Annotated in this window: 22 protein-coding genes; 7 read left to right on the forward strand and 15 right to left on the reverse strand. The window is 44.6% G+C overall.

The features are described 5' to 3' along the window. Positions 1-3: 3 nt before the first annotated feature. The 4 genes from QWZ04_RS16290 to QWZ04_RS16305 form a co-directional block, all read right to left on the reverse strand. Complete coding sequence (locus QWZ04_RS16290) at positions 4-327, reverse strand: PTS sugar transporter subunit IIB (RefSeq protein ID WP_290329314.1); 324 nt, start codon at positions 325-327, stop codon at positions 4-6. Positions 328-668: 341 nt separating this feature from the next. Then, on the reverse strand, positions 669-1,670 hold the full coding sequence (locus QWZ04_RS16295; RefSeq protein WP_290329315.1) for a LacI family DNA-binding transcriptional regulator: 1,002 nt from the start codon (positions 1,668-1,670) through the stop codon (positions 669-671). 131 nt (positions 1,671-1,801) lie between these two features. Continuing rightward, positions 1,802-2,239 (reverse strand): DUF3859 domain-containing protein, encoded by a 438-nt coding sequence (locus QWZ04_RS16300; RefSeq protein ID WP_290329316.1) that lies wholly within the window; start codon positions 2,237-2,239, stop codon positions 1,802-1,804. 219 nt (positions 2,240-2,458) lie between these two features. Then, the gene (locus QWZ04_RS16305; RefSeq protein WP_290329317.1) at positions 2,459-2,719 is read right to left on the reverse strand and encodes a DNA polymerase III subunit epsilon; all 261 of its coding nucleotides are present in this window, start codon (positions 2,717-2,719) and stop codon (positions 2,459-2,461) included. A 327-nt stretch (positions 2,720-3,046) separates the two neighbouring features. Here QWZ04_RS16305 and QWZ04_RS16310 point away from each other — a divergent pair, with 327 nt between their 5' ends. The 3 genes from QWZ04_RS16310 (at position 3,047) to QWZ04_RS16320 (ending at position 5,518) form a co-directional block, all read left to right on the forward strand. Continuing rightward, positions 3,047-3,781, forward strand: a complete 735-nt coding sequence (locus tag QWZ04_RS16310; protein ID WP_290329318.1) for an HAD-IIB family hydrolase — start codon at positions 3,047-3,049, stop codon at positions 3,779-3,781. Positions 3,782-4,228: 447 nt separating this feature from the next. Further along, on the forward strand, positions 4,229-4,609 hold the full coding sequence (locus QWZ04_RS16315) for a Rid family detoxifying hydrolase (RefSeq protein WP_290329319.1): 381 nt from the start codon (positions 4,229-4,231) through the stop codon (positions 4,607-4,609). 219 nt (positions 4,610-4,828) lie between these two features. Then, a complete protein-coding gene (locus tag QWZ04_RS16320) occupies positions 4,829-5,518 on the forward strand; it encodes a helix-turn-helix transcriptional regulator (protein ID WP_290329320.1) in 690 nt (229 codons plus the stop codon). Between the two features lie 69 nt (positions 5,519-5,587). Here the strand turns inward: QWZ04_RS16320 and QWZ04_RS16325 are convergent, their stop codons facing one another. The 7 genes from QWZ04_RS16325 to QWZ04_RS16355 form a co-directional block, all read right to left on the reverse strand. After that, entirely contained in the window at positions 5,588-6,238 is a 651-nt protein-coding gene (locus QWZ04_RS16325; RefSeq protein WP_290329321.1) for a lysoplasmalogenase, read from the reverse strand. After that, on the reverse strand, positions 6,222-6,629 hold the full coding sequence (locus QWZ04_RS16330) for a hypothetical protein (protein ID WP_290329322.1): 408 nt from the start codon (positions 6,627-6,629) through the stop codon (positions 6,222-6,224). The genes QWZ04_RS16325 and QWZ04_RS16330 overlap by 17 nt, the downstream gene beginning before the upstream one ends. A 120-nt stretch (positions 6,630-6,749) precedes the next feature. After that, positions 6,750-7,406 (reverse strand): Qnr family pentapeptide repeat protein, encoded by a 657-nt coding sequence (locus QWZ04_RS16335; RefSeq protein WP_290329323.1) that lies wholly within the window; start codon positions 7,404-7,406, stop codon positions 6,750-6,752. Positions 7,407-7,711: 305 nt separating this feature from the next. Continuing rightward, the gene (locus QWZ04_RS16340; RefSeq protein ID WP_290329324.1) at positions 7,712-7,861 is read right to left on the reverse strand and encodes a hypothetical protein; all 150 of its coding nucleotides are present in this window, start codon (positions 7,859-7,861) and stop codon (positions 7,712-7,714) included. 124 nt (positions 7,862-7,985) lie between these two features. Then, positions 7,986-8,660: a pyrimidine 5'-nucleotidase gene (gene yjjG, locus QWZ04_RS16345; RefSeq protein ID WP_290329325.1), complete on the reverse strand. Its 675-nt coding sequence runs from the start codon at positions 8,658-8,660 to the stop codon at positions 7,986-7,988. A 71-nt stretch (positions 8,661-8,731) separates the two neighbouring features. Next, the gene (locus QWZ04_RS16350; RefSeq protein WP_290329326.1) at positions 8,732-9,562 is read right to left on the reverse strand and encodes a substrate-binding periplasmic protein; all 831 of its coding nucleotides are present in this window, start codon (positions 9,560-9,562) and stop codon (positions 8,732-8,734) included. Between the two features lie 414 nt (positions 9,563-9,976). Continuing rightward, positions 9,977-13,117, reverse strand: a complete 3,141-nt coding sequence (locus QWZ04_RS16355; RefSeq protein WP_494338494.1) for a chitinase C-terminal domain-containing protein — start codon at positions 13,115-13,117, stop codon at positions 9,977-9,979. Between the two features lie 434 nt (positions 13,118-13,551). Here QWZ04_RS16355 and QWZ04_RS16360 point away from each other — a divergent pair, with 434 nt between their 5' ends. Genes QWZ04_RS16360 through QWZ04_RS16370 form a run of 3 tightly spaced genes read left to right on the forward strand, consistent with a single transcriptional unit; the run spans position 13,552 to position 16,649 of the window. Then, complete coding sequence (locus tag QWZ04_RS16360; RefSeq protein WP_290329327.1) at positions 13,552-14,103, forward strand: ECF-type riboflavin transporter substrate-binding protein; 552 nt, start codon at positions 13,552-13,554, stop codon at positions 14,101-14,103. A 3-nt stretch (positions 14,104-14,106) separates the two neighbouring features. After that, positions 14,107-15,804, forward strand: a complete 1,698-nt coding sequence (locus tag QWZ04_RS16365) for an ABC transporter ATP-binding protein (RefSeq protein WP_290329328.1) — start codon at positions 14,107-14,109, stop codon at positions 15,802-15,804. Next, a complete protein-coding gene (locus QWZ04_RS16370; protein WP_290329329.1) occupies positions 15,801-16,649 on the forward strand; it encodes an energy-coupling factor transporter transmembrane component T family protein in 849 nt (282 codons plus the stop codon). The genes QWZ04_RS16365 and QWZ04_RS16370 overlap by 4 nt, the downstream gene beginning before the upstream one ends. Positions 16,650-16,742: 93 nt before the next feature. Here the strand turns inward: QWZ04_RS16370 and QWZ04_RS16375 are convergent, their stop codons facing one another. Next, positions 16,743-17,897: an aminotransferase-like domain-containing protein gene (locus QWZ04_RS16375; protein WP_290329330.1), complete on the reverse strand. Its 1,155-nt coding sequence runs from the start codon at positions 17,895-17,897 to the stop codon at positions 16,743-16,745. Between the two features lie 110 nt (positions 17,898-18,007). Here QWZ04_RS16375 and QWZ04_RS16380 point away from each other — a divergent pair, with 110 nt between their 5' ends. Further along, positions 18,008-18,910, forward strand: a complete 903-nt coding sequence (locus QWZ04_RS16380; protein WP_290329331.1) for an AraC family transcriptional regulator — start codon at positions 18,008-18,010, stop codon at positions 18,908-18,910. Between the two features lie 162 nt (positions 18,911-19,072). Here QWZ04_RS16380 and QWZ04_RS16385 read toward each other — a convergent pair whose 3' ends face one another. From QWZ04_RS16385 to QWZ04_RS16395, 3 genes are all read right to left on the reverse strand, one after another. Next, positions 19,073-21,070 carry an alpha-amylase family glycosyl hydrolase gene (locus QWZ04_RS16385; protein ID WP_290329489.1) on the reverse strand — a complete coding sequence of 666 codons (1,998 nt, stop codon included), beginning with the start codon at positions 21,068-21,070 and terminating at the stop codon, positions 19,073-19,075. Between the two features lie 298 nt (positions 21,071-21,368). Beyond that, positions 21,369-21,923, reverse strand: coding sequence for a hypothetical protein (locus QWZ04_RS16390; protein ID WP_290329332.1), 555 nt, complete (start codon positions 21,921-21,923; stop codon positions 21,369-21,371). A 177-nt stretch (positions 21,924-22,100) separates the two neighbouring features. Then, positions 22,101-22,580 (reverse strand): Lrp/AsnC ligand binding domain-containing protein, encoded by a 480-nt coding sequence (locus QWZ04_RS16395; protein WP_290329333.1) that lies wholly within the window; start codon positions 22,578-22,580, stop codon positions 22,101-22,103. Between the last annotated feature and the right edge of the window lie 284 nt (positions 22,581-22,864).

Consider the following 22,864-nt stretch of genomic DNA (forward strand, 5'->3'; position numbering starts at 1 on the left):
GTACTAACTCTCCACTGTTGTCTGTGCTGGGTACAATTCCATTGCTTGTGCCAAGACGGCGTCGCCCTTTAACAGCCCATAATCCATCATATTAATCAGCCCGCACCCTTTGCCTAACTCTGCTGCGGTTTTCTTGAATTCTTCATATTTGAATTTAACCTGTGGTGCCACTAAACAGACATCGCTCCATTTAATACACTCATCAAATTCGGCTATCGAATGAGCGGAAATTTCACAACTCACTCCTTGATCTTTAGCTGCGTGCTCCATTTTAGTCACAAGCATGCTTGTCGACATTCCTGCGGCACAACATAAAAATATTTTCATTGTTCCTCTCCTTAGGGTTCTTTCCTACGCTGAGAATAAAAATGTAACCGGTTTCGGTAACCGGTTACATATATACACCACAATTACTTAGCTGATCGATATTCATACAACTTATGCTACTGAGATCTAATTTTTAGTCGAAAATTAACTATTGAAAGTGACATAGGTCTATTGATAGAAACAACAGAAAACCCTACTAGTTAGCGTGTTGCTGCGGAGATAACGCGGAATTTAAGCAATGTACATGGCATAAAGCGAGAGGCCACATCTGAGATGTTAATGAGAGGAAGGGGGGAATAGTCAATGCTCATCAGGATATAATGAGCATTCTTTAAGCACTATTACTTTATGGGTTTGGTAGAATCTCTGAGTACTAAATGGCCACGCATCGTTTCAGGTTTAAACTCTGAATTCCCAATGACTAACTGCTGAGCGACTTCCATCGCTCTTGCCATAATGTTTTGAATCGGCAAGTCAATGGTGGTTAAGGATGGAGTCACAAAGGCACTACATGGGTCGTTATCGATACTGACGATCGACACCTGTTCCGGAACAATAACCCCACGTTCGGTAAACGCTTTAATACAACCGACGGCAATATCATCTGATGCCGCCAAAATAGCACTACCATATTGACGACTATCTAACAGGTTTTTCCCTGCCGCATAGCCTTCAATGAATCCAAATGAACAGTAATAATGACGAGATACAATGTCTTGTTCAGGCTGCATTGATATCGCTTGTTCAAAGCCCTCAGCTCGAGAAATCGACGTGGGTGTTTTCGGCTCAGGCCCAACATAGGTGATGTCTCGGTGCCCTAAAGCTATTAAGTGCTTCAACGCCATTTCAACGGCGTGCTTTTGATCAAAAGCAATGGAATAGCCAGCCTCCTGTGGCAGCTTTCTCCCAACATTCACTAAAGGAATGTCGATCGACTTATTCAACGCAACCACTTGTTCACCAGACAACATCCGGCTATACAAAACAATAACGTCGCACTTTTTTTCAACGAGAGAATGAACCGCTTCCAGCTCACTTTCAGCTTGGTTGTGCCCATCGGCAATCAACAACTGCTTACCCATTTGATCGGCACTAACCGACGCTTGTTTAAGCAAAATACCAAAATAACTGCCGGTAAAATCCGACAGTACTAAACCTATGCTATTACCGCTTTTTGTTGCCAATGCTTGAGCGACAGAGCTCGGCTTATAATTAAGCTCTTTCATCACGGCAGTAACGAGCGAGCGAGTGCTCTCTTTGACTTGTCCTGTCCCATTGATAACACGCGAAACCGTTGCTTTGGAAACGCCCGCCATGCGGGATACATCAGAAATTGTCGCCATCCATGCCTCTTTAAGACCATAACCACTGTTTGAATGGAAAGATAACAGAAAATCGACAATTGAGAAGACGCTTTATTGGTAATACGAGATAGCCACATAATTAATATGTCTTTCTTGCTAAAGTTAACCGGTTAAAAGCCTCTATTTTTCCAAAACTGACCCTCGTCACGCCCCACAACCTTAAAGGTTTTTTCCGCGATCACATTACCTTGTAATTCCAACACCATGTGCCAGTCGCCAAGGTTACTTTCTAAACCATCTCCTGGGTGCAGTAACTGAATGGTGTCTCCGAGGTAAAATGTCCAATCGTTACTACCCACATGCTCTTCACCATCAAATGGGGCCAGTACTTTTCCTCTTTTATTGATGATACCAGGGTGGGTTATGCAGAATTTCATGCGCTCACCTTTGGCTTTCTTAATATTTACGGTAAAACCAAATTCCACATCTTCTTGTGCAACGATGGTGGTGGTGAACTCTTGAATTTTGGGCAGATCTTTGGTATCCGAATCCCACGTGTTGTATATCCCATAGGAGGTCATTTGAACCTGAGCAGAACGTTTAGCCATGATATGAATAATCCGACGTGTTGATAAAAAACAAAGCAATGATGATGCTAATTATAGATCTAATGGTAGCGCGAATTGATACCACGCTCTAGCGCTATTCTATTGAGTCACTCGGCCTATCCAATGGCAATAAAAAAGGCGAACCATCATTAATGGCTCGCCTTTTTTGCAACTCATGATAACCGTAGGTGTTAAAACGTCGGCGCAATAAACATAGTGCTATTCTGCGTTGTCTTCGCCTTGGAATGCTATTGCTATTCTTTTCAGCTCTTCTTGCTCTTTTAAGTTCGCTTCATCCTGAAGTGTCGCTTTTCTTTCATTAAGGTTGCGACGCTCAGATTTGGTTAAGAACTTAACGGCTTTTTTATTTGCTAAAGCGTATGCCACTACGTCTTCGCCTTTTTCTCTACGTTCACTCACTCGTTGAGAAAAACGCTCTTCATCTCGCGCTTTGCGCTCTGCTGCAGTTAACTTGCTCATATTGGTATCCTCATTAATTCATCATGGTAGATTTCACTACGCTTAATCAAACAAATGAGATTAGAAACTCATTCATATTACAGAACCAGGCATACTAGCATAATAGTTACCGCGCTCTACATGGAATTGAAACTAAATGGTAGCGATTGATTCGATAGCCGATTCATTCTTTGTCATATGCACAATCTTTGCGCTATTCGACAGTTCCCAAAAGCCGTACTTGTTTCCGATAAGGAATTACATCAGCCTGTAAATCATGACTGCACAATAACAGAGTGATCCTCTCACCGACTTCGTGCAAGGCTTTTCATACTTCAAGGATTCGTGATGATAAAAATGCTGGTATGCGACTTCGATGGCACTCTTGACGGAGGATGCTCTAACGGCGTCGAAATATTTTCAGATTACGTACGAGAGCATTCCGGTTTAGGCTTTGTTATCGCCACAGGAAGAACACTGCCACTCATTAAGCAAGGGCTCGCGGGCAACAAGTACCCACTACCGCGAACAATTATTAGTGATGTTGGCACTCAGATCCACCACGGCCATCAACTCAGCTCCGATTCACAATGGCAGAAAAAATTGCATGCCACGTGGAATAAGCCACTGGTACACCATGTACTTAGCAAACTAGCCTGGTTAGGCGAATGCAACCCATTGCATCAAGGTCCATATAAGTGCACTTTTGAAGGTAAACTGGACGAGAACCAATACCGTGACGTCGTTAAGATCTTACAACAGTTTGACGTAGCCGCTGACCTGACGTATTCACACGATTGGTATCTAGACGTGACGCCAAAAGGCATCAACAAAGCCAGTGCAATCCATCACTTAATGGCTCAGAACAATTTAACCGCCGATGAGGTATGCGTTGCCGGAGATTCTGCCAACGATACAGCGATGTTGTCCATCTCCGGTATCAACTCAATTTTAGTCGCGAATCACTATCCAGAAGTGGCTCATCTATCAAAACTAGACCACGTCTACACAAGTAAAGGGACACATGCTGAAGGGGTATTAGAAGGGCTGAAGTACTGGCAAGATTATCGAAGGAACGCTTAACCAAAATCATAGTTTGGAGATCACTTACATAAGGCATGACCACATAATTGATAGTATCCATACACCGAAGGATACTCGCCGTGCCAAGAAGAAAAGGTAAGCGGTAATACATAACGGATTAGTTGCCTTTTAGTCTGTACTCTTCCGCTGCCTCTCACAAAAACCACAAAAACTCACACATCAAACAATTTATCAAGCATCACTTGATTTAGGGGGGTATTTTCCCCATCTTATTTTTATGCAAATTAATTTGAGTAAATTCCAAATCATAGATAGCGAAAATATGCGCCAAACCAGCAATTAATACGACACTGGTCACATAAAAAGCAAAGGTACATTTCAAATGTGCAATTATTTTTGCATTATTCATTTCAAGGCAAATTACAAAACACTTTGACAATGGCTGACAAGTGCTTTGTTATCAAATCAAATTCAAAGGTAGAACTTATGAAAACTGTAATTACTTCTCCATCAGCTCCTGAGGCTATTGGTCCTTACTCTCACGGTACTGAATTCAACGGTATGATCTTCACATCGGGTCAACTACCTGTAGATAGCGCGTCTGGTAAAGTAGTTGAAGGCGGTATCACAGAGCAAAGTGTTCAATCTCTTAAGAACCTATTAAGCGTTCTAGAAGCGGGCGGCGGAAATGCACAAACTGTCCTAAAAACAACTTGCTACCTAGCAAACATCTCGGATTTCGCAGCATTCAACGCTGTATACGCAGATGTATTTAAAACTGATTGTCCAGCACGTAGTTGCTTCGCAGTAAAAGACTTGCCATTAGGCGTTCTTGTAGAAGTTGAAGCGATTGCTCACAAAGAATAGGCTGGCATGAAGGCTCAGTGGAAACAATATCAACTCCGTCGTAACACTGAGCCTATTTCGGCGGGTACACGAGCAATACGATATGCGTTTCAGGCACTGGTATAGCTATAACCGATAAAGAAATCATTGATGATCAATGGCTTCTTGAGCCTCTAAACGCTACTTTAAGAGTTGCGCTGACATCGTTTCATCAATAAACGTGCCAAAAGGAATCTTTCCATGCTCGTCACACTATCTTTAAGTGACAAACTGATATTGCAGGCTTCGTTTAATATCGTCGATGGCATCGCTGCCATGTACGGAAATCACACGGAAGTCGTGCTACACAGTTTGGATATCGAAAACCCATCCATTATTAAGATCGCCAACGGTCACGTGACCGATCGCGATATCGGTGCACCGATCACCAATTTAGCACTCGAAAAACTAAAAACAGGGATCGATGTATCCGAACCTTATTTCAGTAAAGGCCCACAGGGCAAGCTTCTTCGTTCTGTCACGACAGTACTACGCAACGACATAGGTAAAGCCATCGGTCTGCTGTGTATCAATTCAGATATGGACGCGCCAATCCATTCTTTATTCAGCAGCATGGTTCCCAACAGTACGTCGATTTCGCAAAGTCTGACCTCTCCAGAAACTTTTGCCCGAAGCCCTGATGAGATGCTCAATGACACCATAGCGAAAATCCGTAAAGAAACGATGATGGACAAAACCATTTCGCCATCAAAGAGAAATCGCGTCATTGTAGAAAGGTTATATGACTATGGCACATTCAATGTGAAAGATGCCATAGTAACAACGGCCACCAACTTACAAGTATCTCGAGATACGGTATATCGTTACGTACGAGAAATTAAGAGTGGGCAACAGGCTCGTTCAGAAGAGCAAAACACGCCAACCGTTTAATAACGTCGAAACGGAGCAGGCTTTGGGCCTGCTTTTTTATTGCTTAAACTGAGCTAGAAATGGGAACATCTAAACAAGTACAGAACAGGTGATTCCAAATTGAGCTAAGTAATACGTCATCATAAGAAATATTTGCTTAGCCAAACTCGGTTGCTTAAAGCGATGAAACGCCAACGTTAGATCTGACACGAGAAAAACCAATGCGCCTGAAAATGCGGCAATACTCATCATGCTAGGCACAGTGAGATACCATTCCCCAGCGCCCCATGCCATTTGAATAATGACTACCATATAAACCGAGACCGGTACTAGCATCGCATTTAGGTGCGGAAGTAAAATTAGGACAATCATGATCCCTGCAGAAAACAACACCGCCGGCAACCACCAGACCATATCACCATCAACAAGCATCCAAAATGCGCCGCTGTAAAACAGATGGGCAACTAAAAATGCCACTAGCCCAGGAATAAATTTATCTTTGGGGTGCATTAGGAATACATCACCAATGGCAGACATCGCTAAGCCAGTCAGAATGAGCCATGCATAGCTACTCAAGCCAGTACTTGGCTCTGCATTGACGATAATTGCCAACATCATCAGTAAGATAGGTAGCGGTTTAAAAAAATAGTATCGCCAATTAGGAGCCTGATGTATCGCGCTGATATGTAAGATCCCGCTAATCAGGATCGAAAAAAGCAGTACGCTATTCATCCATGTCATCACGATGCGTTACAATGTCTTCATACGCTTTTAACGCGTGAAATTTTTCCACAACACATTGGTAGATATGTGGATCAGTGCTTTTATGCAGGCCTGTATCAACCGCCGCCATATCGTCAGTTGGGACCAATAGTGCCCTTAACTCTACCTCTGGAGCAGACAAATAAGCCCCCACAAAAATGAACAAAAATAACGGAAGCCCCACATATAATGGATGAGCAAGAATACCAACAAAAGCAAAAACCAATGCAATCAAAAGTGCTCGTTTCACTTTATCCAGCGTTGTATGGTTTTTGACATACAATCGATCCATTTTGGTGATGGCAATAACTGAATTGCCAACTTTTAGACCTGACGAGGTCATATAAGGAGCTTCAACTTTTTTGAACATTTGAACTATCGATTCCTTTCCAACAGGTTAGTACGAACACGAATAAAATTATCATATAAGTTCATCGTCTTATGTGCTCAGATCGACAAAGTTATCAGCTTAATCGTGTTTCACTGGCTGTTATCCAGGTAAAACTAGCACACCTAACGGTTCTAAAAGCTGCTCTTGTTGCCATTCACATATTTTCACGCCCTCTAAAGACACTCTTCGAATATCAAGGCCGTTCAATTCTACGTGAGTTAAATCGCTATTTTCTAAGCGAAATGTTCCCCAGCTTTCTGGTGAAAATTCACCACGAGATAAGTCTGATCCTCGAAACGAGGCATTATCTAAATTAGCACCATTCCATTTGTTTTCGAATAAGTCGCACTTTTCAATGCAGGCCATTTCAAAATTGGTATACGACAAGTTGCATCCGGTTATATAAGCTGAACAAAAATAAACCTGATGGCTAACACGATTAGCGAAGTTGGCTTTCATGAAGTTAGCCCCCTTTAAATCACAACCACGAAACTCAACGCCAAAGCAATTCGCCCCCACAAAGTAACTCATGGATAAGCGGCAGTCTTTGAAGCTCGCGTCTTTGAGGTCGGCGAATTCAAAATTACAGCCCTCAATTGCCCCTCCCTCGATGAATCGACAATCAATGAATTGTGCTTCTCTTAGATCGGCTCGACTAAAATCACAATTGTAAAAAGCGCAATTTTCAAATCGTGCAAATTGCAGATCTTGGTGAGAAAAGTCCATTCCGTCGAATGTTTTTGTACTATGGTCCATGATTTACCTTAACGATGAATAATGCCCCCCTGTAAGGTGAGGCCTGATACCAGATAGGCTAACATCGTAAGCCCTTGTTTTTCCACAAAAACAAAACCTTAAAAACCAACAACTTAAAACACCCCAAAATCGCCAATCCTAGCCACCAAACAAGCCGCCTAATGCCGCCATTTTCCGTCATTCGGATGAGGGTGGTGGAAAAATAGTTTTAAGCTGTCACGGGAGGCACAGGGGAAGAAGATAACGCAGGGGGAATAGAATTAAAAAGCTCGCACAGTGCGAGCTTTTTCCGAGAGCGGGTGATCTTAACTTGGCTCTATTGTGGCTTCTTGTTGTTGGATGGTCTGTTCGTTTTCGTTTTGTTCTTCGTCCACATCCTGTGCGTCTTCTTGTTCTTGATAGTGCTTCACAACAAACGGAGTAAGCATGACTGAAGAAGGAAAAAATCGTTTCATAGCAATAACCCTCTGACGAATACTGTTGGTGTTTACTATATCAACTAAACCCATGTTCCAAAAAAAAAAGACCCTCAAATGAGAGTCTAATCCATTAATTTCTTATGGTATTAAGCTTCGCTGTTTACGCCATTAGCAGTTGCTTAAGTTCGAACCAATCCGTGACCTGAAAGTGTGGTTCTATATGTTCAGGTTTCGCATCACCGTTCCAGTTAATCCAACACGTTTCGACGCCAGCATTCAGGCCTCCAAGGACATCTGAATGTACATTATCGCCGACCATCAATACTTTCTGCCTGTCCGGTTGCCCCATTTTGTCTAACGCAAAATCAAAAATGGCTCGATCTGGTTTTGCTACTCCAATTTCTTCAGAGATGATCACATGCTGGAAGTACTCAGTCAGGCCTGTTTTCTCGAGCCGAATTTGCTGCAATTGAGTAAAACCATTAGTGATGATACCCAACTGCGCTTTATTGCCAATCAGTTCGAGCAGATCTTTCACACCAGGTAACACCTGACAAATATCGGCCATGGCTTCAAGAAACAAACGGTTTAATTCGTGAGCGGTCGTACTCAGTTTTTCAGCCCAAGATAAAAAACGGTCTTGTTGCAACTGGCTGGCTGTAATCTCACCGTTTTGGTATTGCACCCACAACGGCTTATTGATGAGTTGGTATTCAGAAAAATCTTGCTGTGTAAAAGTCACCCCCAACCGAGCAAACATGGTTTGTAGGCCCTTAAATGCATCAAAGCTGAACAAGGTTTCGTCTGCATCAAACAGTATCCAATCGTATTTCATCGTCGTACTCCATAAATGACACGTCAGTTTACCGCGCTCACCGTCAAAAAGTAAAACCTAGTCGTTATGTACTACTGCTTTTGCATTGAACTCCAATCCGAGACACCATACTTACTCAGTATCCGGCGTAACTCTCCTGATTTTCTCATTGAGTCTAGCTGTATATCAAACTCATCCGCCCATTGTTGAGCCCGAGAATCTTTCGGTGTAAAGCCGACCATTGCAGGTTGCGCCTCTAAGCACCCCACTTGCTTAACCGAGTCTTTTTGCCCTGATTGAATCAGATAAAACTCCATCACAGCTTCATCTTCGACTACCACGTTAATCCGTTCAGCTTGGAGGAGTTCAGTTAAACGTGATAGCGCTTTATCATTGTCGCCACTATAAACATAGATCTGACTGTCTCTGTATTGCCAAATATGCGAGTCAATAACCCCATAGGTATAGCCACCCACCACGCCTAGTACGACTTGTCTAAGCGATTCCGGCTGTTCATAGTGCCAACGGCTATGTTTGCCCACATAAAAACAGTTTCGTATTTCCCCCACTCCCTCTTTTGGGTAAACAAGGTTCGGCGCGTCCGACGCGAGTAGCCCGACAATTCCAGCATACTTGCCCAATTGGGTTTCCTTAATTTGACGCTTAAATGGTTTAGGTTGGTAATCAATGCTATACCCCATATTACGAAAAGCGGCATTGACGATTTCCACACTAAAGCCTGGCATTTGAGTCTGAACGTTGTTTGCATCAGCAAAGACAAATGGTCGCCAGTCTTCAGTAGTAAACAACAATGATTCTGCTTGAGTATGCACACTGTAAAACATAAGCAGTGAAGATAGCGCTAGCGTCCACCTTTTCGATTTCAATACATGTAGACTATCGCGTGACAACAACGGCAACATACAAACTCCGACCTATCTGTTAATGACAATAACTTACTGTTTTTAAAAGGCAGAGCCAATAGGCAGCCTCTATTTATCTGTTTCTTATCTTTTGGATTTGCTCCACGCATGCCAAATTCATCCTCTTTATGCGACTCATTCCTCACATCAACAACTAATGTAGTATCTGGCTACCACCCTCTCGCTGTCGGGGCATTCGATAATCAAACGGTTCCAACCGACATTGATAGAGAATTGATTGCTAGGTCTCCCCCCGAGATGACTAACTAGAAATGTGTAGAAACAAGACCCTTCCAATCGCACAGTCTTGTTTTTTAAAACATCCTTTGTTTAGTAATACTAGACTACTCTTTTGTTAACGTAAAAAAGCACACTGAAATCATCAGCGTGCTTTTATTTTTCAAGCTAGGTTAGTTAAAGGTTACAGACCTTTGTCCAGCTTCCGTCACTTCCCGGTACGGCGACCGTCCACCAATTCGCTTGATATACAGCGCCTTGATAAATAACTTTATCACCGTTATTCGCGTGATCATTTTGCGGCAGTGTAGGATAGGTTGCCAACCCAGCGTTATCACAAGTCCCCCCTGTATTGCCACCGTTATTACCCCCATTGTTACCTCCAGAAGTAATGGTCGCTATTGGAAGATCTGGCTGTTCAAACTTAAACGCGTAATCCACACCGTTCACTTTTACAGCGTAATTAGCCGGGCCTGCAATCGGTAGGTAATAGACCATATCAAGCTCATACGTTCCACCCGCTGGCAGCGCTTTCCATGTAGGTAAAGTGAACGCGACTCGGTGCATGGTTCCGTCTAAACCGCCAATATTATCGGCACGGGAGTGGCCGGCAGAAATAACCGTTAAACCTCCACCAGACTGATCTTTTGCGTTGTCAGGAGCCGACACAGGAATATCAAACTGGAATTCAGTGCCTCCTGGCAGTTCTTGCCCAGTATTGTTAGTAAAGGTGATTTTAGGGTTAATTGGGTAGTTCTGATCGCCAACTTTAAATCCACCAATGCTCACGCCAATATCCACCGCTTCCGTAGGTATTGGCGTCACCGCCACTTTATTACCATATGGCGTTGCCGTGGCAAACTTGTCATAAATGGCTTTGGTCATGGTATTACCCATATGGTATTCACCATTGCCCGTCTGACAAGCCGCTTCAGTGCTATCGATAGTCGTTCGGTTACCCGTCGCATCGAATACATAACAGTTGTAATCTCCGGCAAGCTCCCAGAACATGATGCCGCCGATTTCTTTATCAATGACATAATCAGATTTCACGTTAATAGAGGCTTTATCTTCGGTTGATAGGAACACGCCTTTCTCAGCGTTCCATAACCATGGAGCGACGGCGACAGCATCGTAATGACGAGTGTAAGTTCCAACGAGTTGATCGCTCGGGTCATTAACGGGGTCAAGTTTATAAGCGGTAGCATACGAACCCCAAACTCCATTTTCTAGGTTTTTGGCATGCCACATTGGGTTTGATCCTGCGCCCATCTCGTTGCCTTTCGGATCGGTATCGTGCCACATGTTGTCGATACCCGTTGCGCCGTAACCACAATTATTTTTCTCCCCTACACCGGTACCTGATGGACATTCAGCTTGATTTGGTAGCGCGCCGCGCCCCCATAATCCGTTGGTTCCGCCAGTAACACCTTGCCAGCCACGAGTATAGTACGGCACACCAATATTGATTCGCCCAGCCGGCATAGCGCCACGGAAGTAATGGAATGCCCAGTCGGTATTGAGGTAACCAATACCGCCATAAGCCGCCGTTCCGTATACATTCCATTGAGCAAGCTCAGAATCTAAACCAGTATCGTACAATGCAGCGTTGTGCCCTACGTGATCATTCCACGCACCATGCAAATCGTAAGACATGATATTGACATAATCTAAGTACTTAGCGACTGACATGGTTTCCATACCACGTAGGAGGTAAGCCGAAGACGGTGCAGCAATAGTCAGCATATAATGAACGCCATCTTGCGCACTGGCCGCATCGAGCTTCTCACGCAGCACTTTCATCAATACATTGTACGATTCCATTAGGTAAGCTCGACGAGGCTCAGAAAAAGCCACATCATCAGGATTACCAGCACCCGCCATTGAGGTTGGGTATTCGTAGTCGATATCTAGACCATCAAACTGGTACTTTTTCATCATCGCGACAGCCGATGTCGCAAAAGTTTCAATGGCTTGATGATTAACGCTACCATCAGCGTTTGTCGTCATTGTGTAGAAACCACCATCTGCTACACGGGTGCCATCTGTAGCAAAATGACCACCGGTTTCAGCCCAGCCACCAATAGAAATGAGGGTTTTCACATCGTGCAGTTTTTTCGCGGTTGCTAGTGCTCCAAAGTGACCTTTAAAGCCAAGCGTTGGATCGATGTCCACATCTGGCCACTCTTTACCAACAGCCGCATTATTTGGATCGGTGACATCACCGACGTTTACTTTGCCATCAGAACCAATACTTACAAACGCATAGTTAATGTGAGTCAATTGCTCCCACGGAATGTCATTCACTAAGTAAGACGATTGCGGATCATCACCTGCTCTCCAGCTGGTGAAGTAACCAATCACCCGTCGAGGGTGATCAACTCCCATCATTTCACGACCATCTTGATCGTAGATGGAACAATAAGGCACATTCACACCTTCCGTTTGGTACAAACCATCAGGGCGACAAGTACTGACCACTGGCCCAGCATTCACGGTAAGGTTGCTGATTGCTGAATTTGTGGTTGCCCCCATGTTATCGGTAGCTTTTGCATACACAGCGAGCGTGCCGCTGCGAGTGGTAGTGTAGTCAAGCGTATAAGGCGCGGATGCCGCGGTGCCCACCAAAGTCCCAGCCACATAAAAATCCACTTTATCAACCGTGCCATCGCTGTCTGCGGCCGTCGCGGTTAGCGTCACCACACCACCCACATCAACAGTGGCAACGGACAAGGCGGCCTCTACCGTCGGCGGTACATTCACTGGCCCGGTTTGCGTCACAGTGATATTAGTACTGCTTAAAACACTTTCAGCACCTTGGTCATCTACAGATTTCGCGCTAACCGTATGAATGCCTTCCGTTGCACGCCATGAGAATGAATAAGGCGCAGAGGTTGCTGTGCCAACAACCGCGCCAGCAACCAAGAAATCAACGTTGGCGACCGAGCCGTCCGTATCGGAAGCATTTGCAGTAAAGGTAACGGCATCACCTACGTTAAATTCACTATTAGCGGCTGGGGCAGTCAAAGACACACTTGGAGGATCATTAACGACGACACCGCCAGAACAGGTATCAACCACCTGCCATTGTGCGTAATCTCCAGAGTGAGTTGAAGGATCGTTATTCTGCGTCCAATAATTCGCTTGGTACGCGGTATTATTGTGCTGAACTTGCGCTCCGCCACCATAGGCCGTCGCGGCGTCCCAATTGGGCATGGCACTGCAATCTACGGCCGCATAACTGTTAAATGCCATCAGGCAAGACACTGTTAGCGTACTAAGAGGGAAAATCCCTTTGTTCCTTGTCACAATGTTCATAACTGTCCGTTCCTTAACTTATTGTTTTATAAATTAATGCCGTTCGAGAAGAATTCGCGAACACTTAACTTCACTCGTAAAACAACTTTAGAAGAACGCATCAAAAACACCCAACCCAATGTTGATATTTACACAATGACTCGCAACAAAGTGTTACTATTATGCAACATTCCGACACTTATTTTGCACCGATAACTAATAATTTCATACTTGCCCTCCCTCCATCTCGACGATCAAGGTGCAATTAAACACCTATTTAACCGGGGAATGGTCGAGTTTAAACAGCGGCTATTAACCTCATGACAAGGACAAACTCGCAAATCCAATCATCATTCTAGATGTCTAGACACACATCTTTCCTGCACCAGCAAAAACAGGTAGAATTCTCGCCTTGGTTTCTCAGCTTGCTTATTTTTTAACCTCAAGGATTTCCTATGAATTTCACAGCAAAAACCGTTGTTGTCATCGCCATTGGCGCGGCACTGTACGGCATCGGTGGATTACCTATGTTCGGTATTCCTGTGTTTGCCAACACCACATTAAAACCAGCGATGGCCGTATTGGCGCTTTTCTCTGTACTGTTTGGGCCAATTGTTGGCTTTTTGGTAGGGTTCATTGGCCACTGGGTAACCGATTTATTTGCAGGCTGGGGCGTTTGGATCACATGGGTACTGGGCTCCGGTATCGTTGGTTTAGTTATTGGCTTGTTTCCTACCCTCACTAAGCACCGCCTTGAACAAGGTCAATTACCAAACAAAGATATCGCATTGTTTGCCATACTAGCCCTTGTTGGTAACGTCATTGGTTACGGTTGCTCCGCATTTTTAGACACCATCTTATACGCCGAACCGTTCACTAAAGTTTTCACTCAGCTTACTATCATTGCATCGGGTAATGCCGTCTTGATTTCCGTTGTCGGCTTCTTCATTTTGAAATCCGTTGCCAAGCGTAAACAACAAAGCCAAAACCTGTCTGAAGCCGAGTAAAGCATGAGCATTGAATTTTCTGACTTCTCTTTTAGATATGAGTCTCTGGATAAACCGACATTAAAACATATCAATCTAAGGATAGAGAAAGGAGAGAAAATCTTAATTATCGGGCCAAGTGGTAGCGGTAAATCTACCCTTGGTCAGTGCTTAAACGGTTTGATTCCCCAAGCTATCAAAGGTGAAACCTCGGGGTCGTTAACCATTAACGGCCAAGACTCATCTAGCATGAAACTGCATCAATTTACCGAGCAAGTAGGCACCGTGTTGCAAGATACCGATAGCCAATTTGTTGGTTTAAGTATCGCAGAAGACATTGCGTTTGCCCTTGAAAACCAACTGCTAGAGCATAGCGAAATGCTGGAACTGGTGGATAAAACCGCGCGGATGGTCGATTTGGATGACTTACTTCAGCACTCTCCTCATGATCTCTCTGGCGGGCAAAAACAGCGTGTTTCTCTCGCAGGGGTCATGGTCGATGATGTCGATGTTTTGTTGTTTGATGAACCACTTGCAAGCCTTGACCCGAAAACGGGCAAAGCGACCATAGAAATCATCGACGCTTTGCATCAACAAAGCGGTAAAACCACCATCATCATTGAGCATCGTTTAGAAGACGTGCTGCACCGCCCTGTTGATCGCATCATTTTAATGGATGCCGGGTCGATCATCGCAGATCTCAGACCAAACGAATTGCTCCACTCTTCTCTTTTGATCGAGCACGGCATTCGTGAACCTCTGTTTTTGTCGGCATTAAAGAGTGCTCAATGCCATGTGCAAGCACACGAGTCACTATCGAACTTTTCCGACTTTGATGTCACACCACATCTAGCGCGCATCGAACAATGGTTTCAACAGCGACCAACGGCTAGCACACGGCCAAAACAAGACACATTACTTGAGTCAAATAACTTAACCTATTCTTATGATGGCGAAAAAAATGCGTTGGAAGATGTATCATTCCACATCAATAAGGGCGAGTTCGTTTCTATTTTGGGTAAAAATGGGTCTGGCAAGTCAACCATCACCAAACTGATTATGGGCGTGTTAGAACCGGATGCCGGCCAGATAATCATGAACGGCCAAGATTTGTCTGAACTCTCTATATTTGAGCGCAGTGCTAAAGTAGGGGTTGTGATGCAAAACCCCAATCATATGATTTCTCATCACCTGATTTTCGATGAAATAGCCTTTGGATTACGTAACCAAGGCGTAGACGAAGCAAGCATTGATACAAAAGTAAGCAAAGCACTAGATCTTTGTGGCTTAAGCAAGTATCGACACTGGCCAATTGAAGCACTTAGTTATGGGCAAAAGAAGCGCGTAACGATTGCCTCTATATTAGTGCTAGAACCCGAGTTACTCATTCTTGATGAACCGACCGCTGGCCAAGATTATCGTAACTACACCTCAATGCTCAGCTTCGTTAAAGAGTTGAACCGCGAACTAGGTTTAACGGTGCTTATCATTTCCCATGACCTGCACCTAGTGCTCGAATACACGACAAGAGCAATCGTCATTGCAGACAGCCAACTCATCGCTGATGCACCGGTAACCTCGGTCTTTAGCCAACCTGAATTACTCAGCAAAGCTAACTTAGCTCCCACGAGCTTGTACGAATTGGCGGTAAAAGCAGGTATTGAACAAACCGATGGGTTTATGCAGCACTTTATCTGTCGCGAACAGGAGCGTTTCGCATGAGTAATCACGCTGCTAAAATGAAATTTGGCATCAACTATGTCAATACAGGATCACCCCTGCACCAATTAAACGGCATCACTAAATTCGTTATGTTTGTCGCATGGGTAACCGTGGTGTTGACCACCTTTGATATCCGTATCATTGCGAGCATGATCTTGCTGGGTATGATGCTGCTGCGCATGAGCCGTGTTCCGTTTAAAGTCTACAGACCATTACTCATTGGTACGGGAACCGTGCTTTCTTTAAACGCGCTGTTTATGTTTTTGCTTGCCCCAACTCAGGGTAGCCAATTCATTGGCAGTAATACGGTTTTAGTGCCGCTTTGGGGAAGCTATTCTCTCACTCAAGAAACCTTGTACTACCTGATCACCGTAACGCTTAAATACTTCAGCATGTTTCCAATGGCGCTCGTGTTTGTTTTCACCACTCACCCAACGGAATTTGCAGCGAGCTTAAATCGTTTAGGGGTGCCGTACAAAATTGCTTATGCCGTCAGTTTGACCTTACGATACCTGCCTGAAGTGAAAAAAGATTTCATCAACATCATGCATGCCCAACAAGCAAGGGGCGTCGATTTGTCTCGTAATGCGCCATTCTTTACTCGAATGAAAAACGTCGCCAGTATTCTTGGTCCGTTGATTTTTTCAAGCTTAGACCGAGCGGAAGAGATCTCCAATGCCATGACATTACGAGGTTTTGGCCGACACAAACATCGCAATTGGTATAGCTTAAAGCCGCTCAATAGCATTGATGTTTTAGTGATCGTGACAACACTTGTCGCGGTTATCGCAGCCATTGCCAAACGTTGCCTAGAAACGGATTTGTTCTGGTACCCATTTGGCTAAGTTAATGAGATAAAAGCTACATAGGTTACGCTTCAACAAAAACAGCCCACTGATTCAGTGGGCTGTTTTACAGAAAAACTAGCGAATGGTAAATCAAGAAACGGACTGAACCAGAGCCTGCTTAATCCTTGTGACTCCGAGCGTTAATTCATCTAGTGAAGAATTAGTAAAGTTGAGCCTTAATGCCGATTGCACCGCAGCGCCTTTCGGATAAAACACCGCACTCGGTACCACCGCAACCCCCGACTCAAGCAATGTTTTCGCCAACTCAAAAGTATCGCATTCGGGCACCTTCACCCAAACGAACATACCGCCTTCAACCAGTGAAAACGAGCATGAACTCGGTAGTTGGTTGGTCAGTTCATCGGTCAGTTTATTACAGCGTGCCTGGTATAAGTCACGAATATTTCTGATATGTTCCTCAAATTCAAGATGCTCTAACAAACCTAGAAGCAGCGCTTGCATTGGCACGCTTGAATGTAAATCCGCCCCTTGCTTCACCTTAATCATTGGTTCGATATAAGAAGCCTTACCCGTTACAACTCCGATACGCAGCCCTGGTGAAGCGATTTTTGAAAACGAGCGCAATACAATAGCATGATCAGGACAAAAGCTAGAGACCAATGGCAGCGCTTCTCCAGAGAAACGGATTTCGCGGTATGGCGAGTCTTCAATCAGTGCCACATTGTATTGCTCGCATAACTGAGCAACACGCTTACGAGTGGCCAAAGACCAACACACGCCCGTTGGGTTATGGAAGTCTGGCACCGCATAGAACATTTTTGGTTTTTGTTGTTTAAAGCAGTGCTCAAGTTGTTCCAAATCCGGGCCTTGAGTGTTTTGTTCAACTGTCACAATGTTCGCCTGGCATAGGCCAAATACCTGCATGGCCCCAAGGTAGCAAGGCGCTTCCATTGCTACCGTGTCATTCGGGTTTACGTAGGCGCGAGCTATCAAATCTAGGCCTTGCTGCGAGCCTGTCGTCACCATCGCTTTATGGTGATCTGGTAGTTCATATTCGGCCGTAAGGTGCTTGATCAGCGGGCCGTAACCTGCGGTTTCTCCATATTGAAACACCTCTGGCATAGCAGAAAGCCCTTCCAACGTCGGCTTCATCAGTTCAATCGGAAATGTCGTTTGATCAGGAAGCCCACCAGCAAGTGAAATGACGTTCGGATTCGTTGCTGCTTCTAATATTTCTCGGATATAAGAAGATTGGATCTGTTGCAGAGCGTAAGTGGTTTCCATTTGGCTTTCCGTGACTGATTGTGTAACAACAGAATACAAAAAAAACCAACTACTCGAATGTCTATTTATGCTTTAATGTATGCCCATTTATGCTATCCACTTGGAATTGTATGCTGAGTAATCAATCCAGTAAGTTCGACCCAGGCCCCAGTCAGAACCTCTCACGAATTAACGACGTGTTGTATTATATTCACCAAGACATCAGCCGAGAGTTGCTGGCTGGGGATCTAGCAAAAGTCGCAGCCTATTCCGAGCAGCATTTTCACCGCATTTTCAAAAAAGTCGTCGGAGAACCTGTACATAAATATATTCGTCGCACTCGCATGGAATACGCCGCCAATCAGTTAATGTTTGATCTGCGCTCGCCAATACTAGATATTGCCGGCCGAAGTGGTTTTAATTCGGTATCGTCTTTTAGCCGAGCGTTCAAGAGTACGTTTTTGGTGTCTCCTGGAGAGTGGCGTAAAGGAAGTCGCCAGCTTCACGATAAACCATACTTAAAAAACGAAGAAGTGGCTCGCTGTTACCGCCGCATTGATGTGAGCCGACTACCAACCCCAGAAATCACGCAAGTACCTGAGCGCCATGTGGCCTACATTCGCCATACGGGCTATAACCGCTCCATTAAGCAACCATGGCAATTACTCAAAGCGTGGGCGGACAGTGAAAGTCGAGATTTTTCAGCGCAATTTGGCATCCATCACTCCAACCCTGCTTGGGTAGAGCTAGATCAATGTCGTTACGTGGCTTGTGTTGAAATTGACCGGCCATTAACCCAGCGAGGAGTCGTAAACCAACTCACCATACCTAAAGGCTTGTACGCCAAGTTTTCACTGCATGGTATCTATGGAGAGTTGTTACCCCAAATAAGCCTTATTCAAGAACATTGGTTACCGCGTTCAGGATTAAAAATGCAATCAACACCTGCGTACGTGAATTATCACAAAAACCATTTCTTGGCCGAAGACGAACGATTTGAGTTAGATTTTTACCTGCCAATCGGTTTCTTCTAACTCCCTATTTCTATTTAAGATGCCCAGACACGGTTTCTAGGCTGTGCTGACGGGTTAGAAGCTTTGATTGTAGAAGTTATACAACAAAGCCAGTATCTCTATTGAGGCTGGCTTTGTTGGGTGTGGTTAAAGTAAAGATCGAATGATCAGTGACTCACCAAACTATGGGCATTGCGCTACCATAACTGAAGTCGGACTGCCAGAGTCATCAAATTTCAAGCTCCAGACATACTCGCCTCCATCCATCAACGATGCAACGGTGTCTTTGCCGTATCCGCCGTTAATTAAAGCCGTTTCTTTGCCCAATTTTAGGTTCATGCCGTCCGCAGTATATTGAGAGCTCCAGCCTTTGGTTGCGTACTGCATTTTGTAGCTGCCCGGTTTTTCGGTAAACGTCACTTGATACACACCATTACCACGATGAGTAAGTTTACGCCCCGCGACGTGTTTCCAGCTCGAATCAGAAAAATCACCAACAACGTATAAAGATTTGCTAACAGGGCCTGAATCACCGGATAACGGGTTATCACATTTTGCCATAAACGCATCGCCGTCGATTGCACCACTTGATGCAGAACTCGCGATAGGCCCAGCAGAGCTAGGTGTCACCACAGTTAAAAATCGAGCTTCAAATGGGGCCAGTGTCACTTGATAATGCCCAGAGGCCAGTTCAAATTCATCGCCACTTTGCAAGTCAACCAACTGACCAGCAGAACCCACTTGCTCTCCCGTCATCGTCAACGTTTGAGTTTGGTCGCTGGTGCTAACCACGTAAAGCACCGTATCATCACCGGATTGTTTATGGTCAACATAGGCTTGATCGGAAGCGATAACATTAACACGCTCGCCCGAATACAAAGCAGGGTGCGCCGTTCTTAGTGCCATCAACGACGTGACGTAGTTTTTTAGGGCCGCTTGCTCGCTATTCAGTGTCGCATTTACGCCAGAAACTTTACCGTCAGTACGCGCGACGTGATCTTCACACAGTCCTTGTACAGCACAGTCCGTTTCAACTTTATCAGCATACCCTTCTAATTGGTCTCCAATTTCATCACCGTAATACAGGGTGATGGGGCCGGTGTAAGCTGCTTGAAACGACAACGCCGCACGGTAACGTTGCCAATACATGGCGTCTGTTGGTTCTGCCAATTTTCCTCTTTGGATAAGGTCACCAAATCTAACCAGATCGTGATTCCCTAACATCAAATTGGGTTTAGCGTGTTCAGGATAAGTCTGGTGCAGGTTCATGCCCTCATTAAGCCAGTCTCCTCCTTTACCACCAACGCCACTTTCATTAACCGCAAACGTTTCTACCACTCGGTAGCGCACAGGAAAGTCGAACGCTGAACACAGGGCTGGGGCATTGGTTTCACCGTACCCGGTTTGCGTGATGTAGCTTTCGTTGTTCCAGATCTCCGCCACCATGTAACCGAGAGGATTCACTGTTTCTCCCTCTTTGTTTTGATAGGTCACATTCGCAGAGGCTTCATCAACCGTTTTGCGAATTTGGCTCCAAGCATCCGTTGGAACTTGATAAGCCTGATCTAAACGCCAGCCGTCGATTTTAAGTTCCGTCACCCAGTACTCAGCAACTTCTTGATAAAACGGCAAGCTGTCAGGGTAGGAAACCGGATTACTCTTACCTACAGGTAATTTACCCGTAGGGGACGCCACAACATTTTCTTTGTGGTGACCAAATACTCCGTCAAAAAACACGTATAGTCCTTTGGCGTGTGCTTTTTCTACCAGTTCTTTGGCTTTTTCCATGGTGCCGAATCGAGGATCTATGGCGAAGTAGTCAGTGGCAAAATAACCTGTGGCATCAAGTCTATCAGCCCAATGATTTTGTCCATCGACAGGAACGGAATTGAAAATAGGCGTGAGCCAAATCGCATTCATCCCTAACGACTCAACATAATCAAGGGAGTCAATGATGCCTTGAATATCACCATTGTGCTGGCTGGTCCCGTAACCCGTACCGTGACCTATGGTGTCATCTCCACTGACAAAGCTTTCCACCATCACTTGATAAATTCGCAAATCATTAACGGCTTGCTCTGTATTATTAAGGCAAGCGTAAGGCGCCACGACGGGCTTATCATCAACGGAAGGCAAAACATCGCTAGTTGAACTTCCACTGCTACCACAACCCACTAACATGCTAGACAAAATCGCACTGACAAGCAGCGTATTGCCTTTACTCCAATTTCGACTGTTCACACACTTCTCCCTAGATAAACGCTTATTGTTCTTACCTATCATAAGGGGGAGAAGTTGAGGTGAATCATCCTATAAATCAGTATGTAAAGGCGTAGATGAAAGGCTGAGAGCGTCGGATCACAGATCGTTTCTCATACTGGCCTACGTTTCGTAATCGCGGTCACGAATCAACCAAAATTAGAGAACATCTTCCTATAAATTTATTTTTAGTCGTGTCTTGTAAGCGATCAAACCTGATTTAACCTTTGTAAGAGTAAACCACGGTTACAAACTCTTTGTCCGTCGTTAAGTTAGCTCTGGACTTATCACCTCGCAGCCAAAGTAGAGTGCGTTGATTTTCGAATGTTGGCCGATTAAGAAAAGGCACCAGGGCTTTGTTGGCCGCTTCCATCGACATCGTCTTAAGCACATCATCCACGATAAACGACTCACCTCCGATGTGAACTTCTTTCAGTAAAAAGCCGTCCTTGCGGAGGTTAATTTGTAATTCAGAATAATGAAGCAGGCTATAGTCACGTTGCAATTGAATTTGAGACATATGCTCATCATCAATGGAGATCTCCGCTAACACCGGCACCTTGTAGTAACGAATTTCTTCACTGCAAAAAAGCTCGTTGTCCGCCTCTAACCCGCAATCAAACAGATCAGATTGGGCCGAGACTTGAGCCAGAGTCCATTGTGGCTCCTCATTCAGCATAAGGGGAGCGAGCCAAAGCGGATAAAAAGCCAAAGCTGATGGAGAAACAAGGCCAGCAAGGCAAACCAACGAGTAACCAAAAGAAGTGAGTTTCATTGTGTTTTCAGAAAAAGAGAAATCAGGCAGGCACCATAACAATCAACACTGTTGCAAACCACTTAACTTATTACAAAGGTCGATTGCTCGCGCATTTTGTAGTGCTCGTGAACAATGAAAGCAGGATTTACTCATATCGCACCGAGGCACCGAGGGATCACAGGTACTACGCTGTCACTAACCCACTAAGTCTGGGTTAATGCCAAAGCCCGATTTGTGCTCTTCAATCACCACCTCACTTCGGGTTTGAATCACCCCCGGCAGTGTACCCAATTTGGTCGACATAAAGGCTTGATAGGCTTTCATGTCTTTAACTCGCACTTTGATCATGGTGTCGAAGTCACCAGACAGTGAATAACATTCTTCAATTTCCGGCATCAACTCTACGGCAGCGGCGAATTTATCAAAGATCGAAAAGCTGGTTTGATCAAGACGTATATGAATAAACACCTGAACTTCTAGATTTAGCTTATCGGGGCACAATTCTGCATGGTAGCCTAGGATATATCCGGATTTTTCTAGTCGTTTTACTCTATCGGTACATGGTGACGTCGTTAGATTAACCAGCTTCGCCAGTTCTACCATAGACAGTCGACCTTTTAACCTGAGTTGCCGTAGAATTTCGTAATCTATCCGATCCAGTGGAGATGTCGCCACATTAACCGCCTATAAATACACATTTAATTAACAATTAAATAGCATTTTTCTTTCCGTTCACGCAATAGGAATTTGTTGTAATTTTGAATAACAGAGCGGATTTTGAGTAGTAATGCGGAAGAAGACTTATCGCAGACAAAAAAAAAGCCAATCGCAAATAATAGTGCGATTGGCCGATATATATTGTGAACAAATAAATTCACTAACAACGTCAGTTGGCTAGGTGACCCTCGGCTTTAAAAAGGGTCACTAAGTATATAGCAATCATCGTGCCAACTTTAAAA

It is taken from the genome of Vibrio tapetis subsp. quintayensis, from assembly GCF_030409945.1.
Lineage (GTDB): Bacteria > Pseudomonadota > Gammaproteobacteria > Enterobacterales > Vibrionaceae > Vibrio > Vibrio quintayensis.